Here is an 11,864-nt window from a genome sequence, read left to right on the forward strand (position 1 = left end):
CACTACTTATTATCTCTGCACACGTCCACTGGCATCGCCACCGGCCAAAGCTTCCACTTCTTCGGCGGAAACAAGGTTGAAGTCACCGTTGATGGTGTGCTTCAAGGCCGAAGCCGCTACGGCAAATTCCAATGCCTCGCCCTGAGTGGCCTTCGTAAGCAGGCCATGGATGATACCGCCCGAGAAGGAGTCGCCACCACCTACACGGTCCACAATGGGGTTGATGTCATAACGCTTGGATTCGTAGAATTCCTCGCCGTTATAAATCATAGCCTTCCAACCGTTGTGGCTTGCAGAGAAAGATTCACGCAAGGTAGAGATGACATACTTGAAACCGAATTCCTTGGCCATGGCCTTGAAGATGCCCTTGTAGCCTTCGGCATCGGTCTTGCCACCCTCAACATCGGCATCGGGCTTGAAGCCCAGACAAAGTTCGGCGTCTTCCTCGTTACCGATGCAGACGTCTACGTATTTCATCAGAGGTTTCATGATGGACTGTGCCTTCTCCTTTGTCCAAAGTTTCTTGCGGAAATTCAGGTCAACAGAAACCGTCACACCATGACGCTTGGCAGCCTCACAAGCCAGACGGGTCAGTTCGGCAGCCTTGTCCGAGATGGCCGGCGTAATGCCCGACCAGTGGAACCAGTCGGCACCTTCCATGATGGCGTCAAAGTCGAAATCGGAAGGATCGGCTTCTGCGATGGCAGAATGGGCACGGTCGTAAATCACCTTGCTGGGACGCATGGAAGCACCTGTCTCCAGATAATAGATACCCACACGGTCGCCGCCGCGGGCAATGTAGTCGGTCTTCACTCCGTACTTGCGCAAAGCATTGACAGCCGACTGGCCGATCTCATGCTTCGGAAGTTTGGTTACGAAATAAGCGTCGTGTCCATAGTTGGCACAGCTCACAGCCACATTGGCCTCGCCGCCGCCATATACGACATCGAAAGAATCAGACTGTACAAAACGAGTATTGCCCGGAGTTGACAATCTCAACATGATTTCACCAAGCGTTACGACTTTCTTTCCCATATTTTCAGTTCTATTAATGTATTAAACAACTATATTCTTTCAATTTATAAGTTTCATGCCTACAGAAAAGCTAAGTACCTGATTTCATGCAGTTAAGCAGCAAAAAGCTTCACATACCCCACCTTTCGTGTGCGGGCACAAAGATACAACAATTTTTGGAATACAAAAAATTATCATATATTTGTGCTGTAAATATTAAGATTATTATTGTGTACGCACACAAAAAGGATACAGATGAGCAGAATCAGAATTAAAGACATTGCACAAATGGCCAATGTATCGGTAGGCACAGTGGACCGTGTATTGCACGGACGGAGCGGCGTATCCGAGGCCAGCCGCAAACGTGTGGAAGACATACTGAAACAACTGGACTACCAGCCCAACATGTATGCCAGCGCACTGGCCACCAACAAACAGTACACGTATGCCTGCCTGCTGCCGCAGCACGAAGCGGGCGAATACTGGAGCGAAGTGGAAACAGGCATCCAGCAGGCCACCGTTGCCTACTCGGACTTCAACATACAGGTTCTCCTATCCTATTACGATCCCTACGATTACCACTCGTTCGACCTGGCTTCGCAACAGATTGTCGAGATGAAGCCGGACGGAGTGCTCTTTGCACCCACTGCCCCGCAGTATACCCTGCCTTTCACCGAGGCACTGAACGAGCTGAATATACCTTATATATATATCGACTCGAATATTAAGGGACAGCCGGCCCTTTCGTTCTTCGGCCAGAACTCTCACCAAAGCGGTTTCTTCGCTGCCCGCATGCTGATGCTGCTGGCCGGAAAGGATGCACAGGAAATTGTCATCTTCCGAAAAATAAACGAAGGGGTCGTAGGCTCCAACCAGCAGGAACGGAGGGAAGTCGGTTTCCGCGAATACATGAAGCAGCATCATCCGAACTGCCGCATACGCGAACTCAACCTTCACGCCAAACGCGACGGTGAAGACGCACAGATGCTGGACGACTTCTTCAAAGAACACCCTACCCTGCGCAACGGCATCACCTTCAACTCGAAAGCCTATATCATCGGGGAATATCTGCTTGCAAGGGGCATAACTGGCTTCAACCTCATGGGATACGACCTGCTGCAACGCAACGTAGAATGCCTGAAGAAAGGAAGCATCTTCTTCCTCATCGCCCAGCAACCCACCCTGCAGGGATTCAACGGCATCAAAACGCTGTGCGACCACCTGATTCTGAAGAAGGAGGTAAACCCGATTCATTTCATGCCCATCGACCTGCTGACCAAAGAGAACATCGAATTCTACTGCAACCAATAAGTCCTTACAACGCGAACGTCCATAATGGAAACGAAATTCTTAAAAATCAATGCGGCAGACAATGTGGCTGTAGCCATCCTCCCCTTGTCGGCAGGCGAGCAGATAACCGTCGACGGAGAGTGCATCACGCTGAACGAAGACATCCCTGCCGGCCACAAGTTTGCGTTGAAAGACCTGGCCTGCGGAGAGAACGTCATCAAATACGGCTACCCCATCGGGCATGCCTGCCAAGCATGCAAGCAGGGCGACTGGATGAACGAGCACAACATCCGAACCAACCTGTCCGGGCTGTTGGAATATACCTATACCCCCGTCAAGGCCGATTTGGACATCGCCGACCGCCAGCTGCCCTTCAAAGGTTACCGACGCAGGAATGGCGACGCCGGCATACGCAACGAAATCTGGATTATACCGACCGTAGGCTGTGTGAACGGAATTGCCGGCCAGCTGGCCGAAGCCTTGCGTGCTGAGACCGGCTGTAAAGGCGTGGATGCCATCGTGGCCTATCCTCACAACTATGGCTGCTCGCAACTGGGCGACGACCACGAGAATACCCGAAAGATATTGCGCGACATGGTGCTCCACCCCAATGCCGGAGGAGTGCTTGTCGTGGGGCTGGGATGTGAAAACAACCAGCCGGATGCCTTCCGCGAATTCCTGGGCGAATACGACCCGGAGCGCGTCAGGTTCATGGTATCCCAACAAGTGGACGATGAATTCCAGGAAGGCATGAAGCTGCTGCGCGAACTCTACGCCAAGGCTTCGCAGGACGTACGCCAGGACATCCCGCTGAGTGAGCTCCGTGTCGGGCTGAAGTGCGGAGGTTCGGACGGCTTTTCGGGCATCACGGCCAACCCGTTGCTGGGTCTGTTCTCCGACTTCCTTGTGGCACAGGGCGGCACCACCGTACTGACCGAGGTGCCCGAGATGTTCGGAGCCGAAACTATCCTGATGAACCGCTGCCGCACCCGCCAGCTGTTCGACCAGACGGTCCAACTCATCAACGACTTCAAGGAATACTTTCTGAGCCACGGCGAACCGGTAGGCGAAAACCCCTCACCCGGCAACAAGGCCGGCGGTATCTCCACCCTCGAAGACAAGGCACTGGGCTGTACACAGAAGTGCGGAAAAAGTTACGTGGAAGGAGTGCTGCCCTACGGCGAACGCCTCCGCACCAAAGGCCTCAACCTGCTGTCGGCGCCCGGCAACGATCTTGTGGCCGCTACGGCACTGGCTTCCAGCGGCTGCCACATGGTACTCTTCACAACAGGACGCGGTACTCCCTTCGGCACCTACGTACCTACCATGAAGATTTCCACCAACTCGCGTCTGGCCAGGCAGAAACCGGGTTGGATTGACTTCAACGCCGGAGTCATCCTCGAGGACGAACCGATGCAGCAGACGTGCGAACGCTTCATCGACTACGTCATCCGTGTAGCCAATGGCGAACCGGTGAACAACGAAAAGAAAGGCTACAAGGAAATAGCCATCTTCAAGAATGGAGTGACGCTTTGACCAAACGGTCTTTTCTTACCCTTAATCCAGTGTTTTTTATGCAAGAAAACAGCCAAATACGTCGGGGAAGCTGGTGGGCACTGAGCCCGCTTGTCGTCTTCCTCTGCCTCTACCTCGTGACATCATTGCTGATGAACGACTTCTACAAGATGCCCATTACCGTGGCCTTCCTGTTCTCGTCGTGCTATGCCGTGGCCATCACCCGCGGCCTGAAGCTGGAAGAGCGCATCTACCACTTCTCGGCCGGAGCCAGCAACAAGAACATCCTGATGATGATCTGGATATTCGTACTGGCCGGCGCCTTTGCCCAAAGTGCCAAGCAGATGGGCGCCATTGACGCGACGGTCAACCTGACCCTCCACATCCTGCCGGACAACCTGCTGCTGGCTGGCATCTTTCTGGCTGCCTGCTTCATCTCGCTCTCCATCGGTACCAGTGTGGGCACCATTGTAGCCCTGACGCCTGTAGCCGTGGGGTTGGCAGAAAAGACCGGTGTCGACCTGGCCTACATGACAGCCATCGTCGTAGGCGGCTCTTTCTTCGGCGACAACCTGTCGTTCATTTCCGACACCACCATCGCTTCGACCCGCACGCAGGACTGCGTCATGACAGACAAGTTCCGCGTGAACTGCCTCATCGTAGTGCCTGCCGCCATCGTGGTACTGGGCCTCTACGTTTACCAGGGGCTGAGCATCACTGCTCCTCCGCAGACCGAAGCCATCGAATGGCTCAAGGTACTGCCCTACCTCATCGTGCTGGGTACCGCCGTGGCCGGCGTCAATGTCATGCTCGTCCTGATGCTGGGTATCGTGTCGACAGGCCTCATCGGGTTCCTCACCGGCATGTCGTTCTTCGACTGGTTCGGCGCCATGGGCTCGGGCATCACGGGCATGGGCGAGCTCATCATCATCACCCTGCTGGCCGGAGGCATGCTCGAGCTGATACGCTACAACGGCGGCATCGACTTCATCATCGCCCGCCTCACCCGCCACGTCAGCGGAAAACGGGGAGCCGAACTGAGCATCGCCGCCCTGGTAAGCATCGCCAACCTCTGTACGGCCAACAACACCATCGCCATCATCACCACCGGCCCCATTGCCCGCGACATTGCCCAGCGCTTCCACCTGGACCGCCGCAAGACGGCCAGCATACTCGATACCTTCTCGTGCCTGACTCAGGGCCTCATCCCCTACGGCGCACAGATGCTCATTGCTGCCGGACTGGCCTCCATCTCGCCGCTGGACATCATCGGCAACCTGTACTATCCCTTCTGCATGGGAACTTTTGCCCTGCTGGCCATTCTGTTCAGATATCCGAAGAAGTATTCCTGAATGCCAGAAAGGTATCGCACACATTTTGTGGACATTTGCTTGGCCAACCCAAAGAAAATGATTACCTTTGCGGCCGCTATTACGAGTTAGTAGCATAATTCAAATCAATTAACTAATTAAACATTTATGGCAACAAAAATCAGATTGCAAAGAAATGGACGTAAGAGCTACGCTTTCTACTCCATCGTAATTGCTGACGTAAGAGCACCACGTGATGGTAGATTTATTGAAAAAATCGGTACTTACAACCCGAACACTAACCCTGCCACAGTAGATTTGAAGTTCGACCGCGCATTGGACTGGGTACTGAAAGGTGCACAACCCACTGACACAGTACGCAACATCCTTTCCCGCGAAGGTGTCTACATGAAGAAGCACCTCCTGGGCGGTGTAGCCAAAGGCGCATTCGGCGAAGCAGAAGCTGAAGCCAAATTCGAAGCTTGGAAGAACAACAAGCAGAACGGTCTGGCCGCTCTGAAGGCAAAGCAGGAAGAAGCCAAGAAGGCTGAAGCCAAAGCCCGCCTCGAAGCCGAAAAGAAGGTGAACGAAGAAAAAGCCAAAGCACTGGCTGAAAAGAAAGCCGCTGAAGAGGCTGCCAAAGCTGCTGAAGAAGCTGCAAAGGCTGCTGAAGAAGCCGCTGAAGCTCCGGCTGCAGAAGCTGAAGCGCCCGCTGCAGAATAAAGCACGCGGAAAACTAAAGAACGCTTATTTCAAACAAACAACCCCATCCCTTCAAGCTTGCCGGCTTGGAGGGATTTTTATTTTCCGCCCATTCCCCAACGCCCATCAATGTCAAAATAAATAATCACCTTATCATTTTTGAAAAGCAACGGCTCCTCAAGGATGGGAAAAGTGTTTCCGGGGAATGTTTCAAACATAGAGGGGGTATGTTTGAAACATAGACCCCGAATGTTTGAAACATACCCCCTCTGGGGTTCAAACCCATTTTCTACACGCATCAGCGCCACTCTTCCGGCAGGAGCCTCATCTGTAATCATATTTCGCAATTCATAATTTCCTTCACCCTGCTTGAACCATTTGAGAGGAAGGCAGGCGGCACCTCGGAAGTAAAAGCCGAAAACTGCGTTTTCGCTTTGTACTTCACTCGGTTTGCACTATCTTTGCCCCGCTAATTATAAAAACCATAAAAACAATGAAAAGACTTAGTTATCTGCTCGCTGCAGCCGCTGTACTGGCAGCTTGCGGCGGAAATCCGGGTTACACCGTAACCGGTACCGTAGAAGGAGCCGCCGACGGCGACACCGTATATCTGAAGAAAGTGGAAGGCCGCAAGCTCGTCAGCCTCGACTCGGCTGTCATCAGCAACGGAACATTTACCTTCAAGGGGGTACAGGATACCGCAGCCAACCGCTACATCACCTACGCAGCCCAAGACAAGGAACCGCTGATGATGGACTTCTTCCTGGAAAACGGTAAAATCAACGTGAGCCTGACGCGCAACAACGACTCGGCTACCGGTACTCCCAACAACGACGCTTATCAGGCTGTACGCAGCCAGCTCAACGGGCTGAATGCACAAATGACCGCCATCTACGAAAGCCTGTCGACAGACACAACCCTGACGCAGGAACAGCGGGAAGCCAAAGGACAGGAAATCGAAGCATTGCAGGATAAGTCCATCGCTGTCATGAAGGATGCCGTAAAGCAGAACATTACCAACGCCGTTGGTATCCATCTGCTGAAGCAGAATTTCTACTACATGGATGTAGAAGATCTGGACCCGCTGATGCCCCAGATACCGGCCGCATACGACAACGATGAAACCATCGCCAAAATCAAGGCCAACGTCGAGAAGATGAAAGCTACGGCTGTCGGCCAGAAATTCACCGACTTCGAGATGCAGACTCCCGACGGAAAGAGCGTCAAGCTGTCCGACTACGTTGGTAAGGGCAAGGTCGTATTGGTAGACTTCTGGGCAAGCTGGTGTGGTCCCTGCCGCCGCGAGATGCCCAACCTGGTAGAAGCCTACAAGCAGTATAAAGACAAGAACTTCGAAATCGTCGGCGTATCGCTCGACCAGAACGGTGACGCCTGGAAGGGTGCCATCGAGCAACTCAACATCACCTGGCCGCAGATGTCCGACCTGAAATACTGGAACTGCGAAGGCGCCCAGCTGTATGCTGTAAGCAGCATTCCCCACACAGTTCTGATTGACGGCGAAGGCACCATCATCGCCCGCGGCCTGCACGGCGACGGCCTGCTGGAAAAACTGGCAGAAGTGCTGAAGTAACAACATCATCCCCTATAGTAAAGAGGTCTCCGATGCACATCCGGAGACCTCTTTTTATTTCCATCAGTTTTCACTTCACAACAATCGCCAGAAAACGAAAGTTTTCCAAAACGCAAACAACATCATCTGATTATCACCAACTTAACAAATTTTACAAACCAAAAAGTTTTCCAAAACAGAAAACTTTCGGATAAGTTTGATAACTTTGCATCACCAAAAAAGAAGATAAAAACAACCCCAAACATTCATTATTGTATGATACAGACTGTTATCAAGCGCGACGGCCGCATCGTCGGCTTCAACGAAGAAAAAATTGCGACCGCCATCCGCAAGGCCATGCTGCATACCGACAAGGGCGAAGACCTGCAACTCATCCATCAGATAACGGACCACATCGCCTTCCGCGGTGCGGCACAGATGACCGTAGAAGCCATTCAGGACATGGTGGAACTGGAACTGATGAAAAGCAGCCGCAAGGATGTTGCCCAGAAGTACATAGCCTACCGCAACCAGCGCAGCATCGCCCGCAAGGCCAAGACGCGCGACATGTTTCTGGAAATCATCAATATCAAGTCCAACGACATCACCCGCGAAAACGCCAACATGAATGCCGACACACCGGCAGGCATGATGATGAAGTTTGCCAGCGAAACCACCAAGCCGTTTGTAGACGACTACCTGCTGAGCGAAGAGGTCCTGAACGCCGTGAAGGGAAACTACCTGCACATCCACGACAAGGACTACTACCCCACCAAGAGCCTCACCTGCGTACAGCATCCGCTGGACCGCATCCTGACCCACGGCTTCTCGGCAGGGCATGGCGAATCGCGCCCGGCCAAACGCATCGAGACGGCCAGCATTCTGGGCTGCATCTCGCTGGAGACCGCCCAGAACGAGATGCACGGCGGCCAGGCTATTCCGGCCTTCGACTTCTACCTGGCCCCCTACGTGCGCTACAGCTTCATCGAAGAGGTCAAAACCCTCGAACAGCTGAACGCCGCCGACTATTCGCACCTCTATCATAAGGAACTGGACGACTATCTGCAACGTCCGCTCGAAGGGCTGCAGGGCGAAGAACGCCTGGTACAGCATGCCGTCAACCAGACCGTGGCACGCGTGCATCAGGCGATGGAAGCCTTTATCCACAACATGAATACCATCCACTCGCGCGGTGGCAACCAGGTGGTGTTCAGCTCCATCAACTACGGTACCGACACGTCGGCCGAAGGACGCTGCATCATCCGCGAACTGCTGAACAGCACCTATCAGGGGGTAGGCAACGGCGAAACGGCCATCTTCCCCATCCAGATCTGGAAAAAGAAACGCGGCGTCAGCTACCTGCCCGAAGACCGCAACTACGACCTCTACCGGCTGGCCTGCAAGGTGACGGCCCGGCGCTTCTTCCCCAACTTCCTGAACCTGGACGCCACCTTCAACCAGAGCGAGGACTGGAAGGCCGACGACCCCAAACGCTACCTGCACGAAGTGGCTACCATGGGATGCCGCACGCGTGTGTTCGAGAACCGTTTCGGTCCCAAGACATCGGTAGGCCGTGGCAACCTGTCGTTCTCGACCATCAACATCGTCCGCCTGGCCATCGAGTGCATGGACATCGTCAACCAGGAAGAGCGCATCGCCCGTTTCTTCGCCAAGCTGGATGCCATGCTCGACATCACCGCACGCCAGCTGCACGAACGTATGGAGTTCCAGAAGACAGCTTTTGCCAAGCAGTTCCCCCTGCTGATGTCGTCCTTGTGGCTGGGATGCGAAAAGCTGAAGCCCAACGACACCATTGCCCCCGTCATCAATCAGGGCACGCTGGGCATCGGCTTCATCGGTCTGGCCGAATGCCTCGTGGCGCTGACGGGACACCATCACGGCGAATCGGCCGAGGCGCAGGAACTGGGATTGAAGATTGTGACCTACATGCGCGACCGTGCCAACGAGTTTTCCGACCGCTACCAGCACAATTACAGCATCCTGGCCACGCCGGCCGAAGGCCTGTCCGGCAAGTTCACCCGCGCCGACCGGAAGAAATTCGGTTCGCTGCCCGGCATCACCGACCGCGAATACTACACCAACTCCAACCACGTACCCGTCTACTACAAATGCAGCGCACGCCACAAGGCCGAAGTGGAGGCTCCCTATCACGACCTGACCCGCGGCGGCCACATCTTCTATGTAGAAATGGACGGTGACGCCACGCACAATCCGGAAGCCATCATGCGTGTAGTCGACATGATGGACCGCTACAATATCGGCTACGGTTCCGTGAACCACAACCGCAACCGCTGCATGGACTGCGGATACGAGAACGCCGCCGACCATCTGGACACCTGCCCCAAGTGCGGCAGCACGAACATCGACCGCCTGCAACGCATCACCGGCTACCTGGTAGGTACCACCGACCGTTGGAACAAAGCCAAGCTGGCCGAACTGAACGACCGTGTCATCCACCAATAAAGCACGACGCACATGTTGTCCATTCTTGACATTCTTGAAGAAACAACCGCAGACGGCCCCGGTTTCCGCACTTCCATCTATGCGGCGGGATGCCCCAATGCCTGCCCCGGATGCCATAACCCCGAGTCGTGGGACATCCGGCGCGGGCATCCGATGAGCACGGAAGAGATTCTGCAAAAGGTGCTCGACGATCCTTTTGCCGACGTCACTTTCAGCGGAGGAGATCCGATGTTCCAACCCAAAGGTTTTGCCGAACTGGCGCGTGCCATCAAGGAAAACAGCGACAAGAGCATCTGGTGCTACACAGGCTACACCTTTGAAAAACTGCTGTCCAATCCGCACCAGCATCAGCTGCTGCAATACATCGACGTGCTGGTCGACGGCCGGTTCCGTGAAGATCTTCGCGACGAATCACTCTATTTCCGCGGCAGCAGCAACCAGCGTCTGATAGACGTGCAGGCCTCGCTGAAAAGCGGTAAAGCCATAGCCTACCAGTACAATCCCTGACAACGGGCGTCCTACACGCTGAGACATAAAAAAGACACCCGGAATGTTTCCTGTTTCCAGGCCAACATTCCGGGTGTCCTATATCCAGAAATCAGCTACGCTATCCTTACCATTCGATAAACTTGCCACGCTCGCGGCGCTTCTGCAATTCTTCGGCCAGGAAACGCTGACGGTCCTTGGCTATATAGCGTCGGGCAAAAATATTGGGCACGGCTACACCCAAAGAGATGCACAAAATGATGAGCGAGGCATTGATGCCGTTGGACACAACGGTTGTCACCTCTCCTACCACTCCGTTCATGTTGATCAGCGCCACCAGCGAACGATACATCAGTACACCGGGAATCATCGGTATCACCGAAGGAATGGTCAGCACATGATTGGGCACATGAAACCAATGCACCGCCTTGACAGCCACCAAGCTCACCACAAGAGCCCCCATAAAAGAGCCCACCACCGGACCGAAGCCCAGTTCAAAATTCACAAAGTTTCTTGTGCAGACAGCCAGCATGCCACCGATGGCCACCACCCACAACAGACGGCGCTGTATGTTGAATATCATCGAGAAGCCCATGGCCGAGATAGCAGCCGCCACGGCATAGGTCAGATACGTATCATGCGGCACAATGCTCAACTCGCTGAACTTCTTGTCGATCACCACATCCTCCATCACCAGGACTCGCATGGCCAGCACAATGCCGAACGCCATGGCTACCACCATCAGCGCCGTATTGACGGCTCTTACGATACCCACCTGGATATAGTTGTCTATCATATCGTCCACAAAATTGATGAGCGGAACACCCGGCACTATAAACAGTGCGCAGGCCAACAATGGATGATACGGAGTCGCAGACAAGCCGGTAAAGGTCGTCACGTAGGCCAGACAGGTAGAAATAAAGGCCGCAATGGCAATACTCATGTACAGATTGATGCCGAATTCGATGCAGCGCGCCCTCACCCTGAAACCGGCGAAAGCGCAGATGGAGGCAAAGAGGAAAGCAATCCAGTCGCCTCCGAACAATTTGCAGAATCCACCGCAGGCAAATCCCGCACCTATCGCCACCACGTATGGCAGATAATTGCGTTTCTTGCAACGGATGCGTTCCAGCTCTTCCTCATACTGGTCGAGCGAATAGTCGTTTTCGATGGCCCTCCACGACAATTTGCTGATTTCAGAAATCGCAGTCATGTTGATGCCATGCTTCTCGCATTTCTGAAATTTGGAGAACGAATGAGAGCCGTCGCTCACGTTCACCATCAGCATGGTATAACTCACGTCGATATGCAACTTCTCTTCGGGGAGTCCCAAATAGGCTGCCACACGATTCATGTTACGGACGATACGGTTCGTATCGGCTGCACTCTCTACTAATAATTTTCCTGTACGGAGTAACAAGTCGAGTTTCCTTCTCAGCAAGGCGACTTCTTGATCAGTTAACGCTTTAGCCATCTTCCAGTAATAGTTGTTA

Annotated in this window: 10 protein-coding genes; 7 read left to right on the forward strand and 3 right to left on the reverse strand. The window is 53.8% G+C overall.

All coding sequences use genetic code 11. The features are described 5' to 3' along the window. Positions 1–9 precede the first annotated feature (9 nt). Entirely contained in the window at positions 10–1,035 is a 1,026-nt protein-coding gene (locus tag RDO88_RS04080; RefSeq protein WP_307758148.1) for a PfkB family carbohydrate kinase, read from the reverse strand. A 234-nt stretch (positions 1,036–1,269) separates the two neighbouring features. Between RDO88_RS04080 and RDO88_RS04085 the strand changes: the two genes are divergently transcribed. The 4 genes from RDO88_RS04085 (at position 1,270) to RDO88_RS04100 (ending at position 5,852) form a co-directional block, all read left to right on the forward strand. Next, positions 1,270–2,325, forward strand: coding sequence for a substrate-binding domain-containing protein (locus tag RDO88_RS04085; RefSeq protein WP_307758149.1), 1,056 nt, complete (start codon positions 1,270–1,272; stop codon positions 2,323–2,325). 24 nt (positions 2,326–2,349) lie between these two features. Continuing rightward, complete coding sequence (locus RDO88_RS04090) at positions 2,350–3,840, forward strand: UxaA family hydrolase (RefSeq protein ID WP_307758150.1); 1,491 nt, start codon at positions 2,350–2,352, stop codon at positions 3,838–3,840. Positions 3,841–3,878: 38 nt separating this feature from the next. Further along, positions 3,879–5,171, forward strand: coding sequence for a Na+/H+ antiporter NhaC family protein (locus RDO88_RS04095; protein ID WP_307758151.1), 1,293 nt, complete (start codon positions 3,879–3,881; stop codon positions 5,169–5,171). A 126-nt stretch (positions 5,172–5,297) separates the two neighbouring features. Then, positions 5,298–5,852 carry a 30S ribosomal protein S16 gene (locus RDO88_RS04100; RefSeq protein WP_307758152.1) on the forward strand — a complete coding sequence of 185 codons (555 nt, stop codon included), beginning with the start codon at positions 5,298–5,300 and terminating at the stop codon, positions 5,850–5,852. A 77-nt stretch (positions 5,853–5,929) separates the two neighbouring features. Here RDO88_RS04100 and RDO88_RS04105 read toward each other — a convergent pair whose 3' ends face one another. Then, positions 5,930–6,169 (reverse strand): hypothetical protein, encoded by a 240-nt coding sequence (locus tag RDO88_RS04105; RefSeq protein ID WP_307758153.1) that lies wholly within the window; start codon positions 6,167–6,169, stop codon positions 5,930–5,932. A 155-nt stretch (positions 6,170–6,324) separates the two neighbouring features. Between RDO88_RS04105 and RDO88_RS04110 the strand changes: the two genes are divergently transcribed. The 3 genes from RDO88_RS04110 to nrdG all read left to right on the forward strand — a co-directional run bounded on the left by RDO88_RS04110 (position 6,325) and on the right by nrdG (position 10,392). Further along, complete coding sequence (locus RDO88_RS04110; protein ID WP_307758154.1) at positions 6,325–7,422, forward strand: redoxin domain-containing protein; 1,098 nt, start codon at positions 6,325–6,327, stop codon at positions 7,420–7,422. A gap of 255 nt (positions 7,423–7,677) precedes the next feature. Next, the gene (locus tag RDO88_RS04115; protein ID WP_307758155.1) at positions 7,678–9,885 is read left to right on the forward strand and encodes an anaerobic ribonucleoside triphosphate reductase; all 2,208 of its coding nucleotides are present in this window, start codon (positions 7,678–7,680) and stop codon (positions 9,883–9,885) included. A gap of 12 nt (positions 9,886–9,897) precedes the next feature. Next, positions 9,898–10,392, forward strand: a complete 495-nt coding sequence (nrdG, locus tag RDO88_RS04120) for an anaerobic ribonucleoside-triphosphate reductase activating protein (RefSeq protein WP_307758156.1) — start codon at positions 9,898–9,900, stop codon at positions 10,390–10,392. A 106-nt stretch (positions 10,393–10,498) separates the two neighbouring features. Here nrdG and RDO88_RS04125 read toward each other — a convergent pair whose 3' ends face one another. After that, a complete protein-coding gene (locus RDO88_RS04125; protein WP_307758157.1) occupies positions 10,499–11,845 on the reverse strand; it encodes a threonine/serine exporter family protein in 1,347 nt (448 codons plus the stop codon). Positions 11,846–11,864: the final 19 nt, after the last annotated feature.

This window comes from uncultured Mediterranea sp. (assembly GCF_902493215.1).
Taxonomy (GTDB): domain Bacteria; phylum Bacteroidota; class Bacteroidia; order Bacteroidales; family Bacteroidaceae; genus Bacteroides.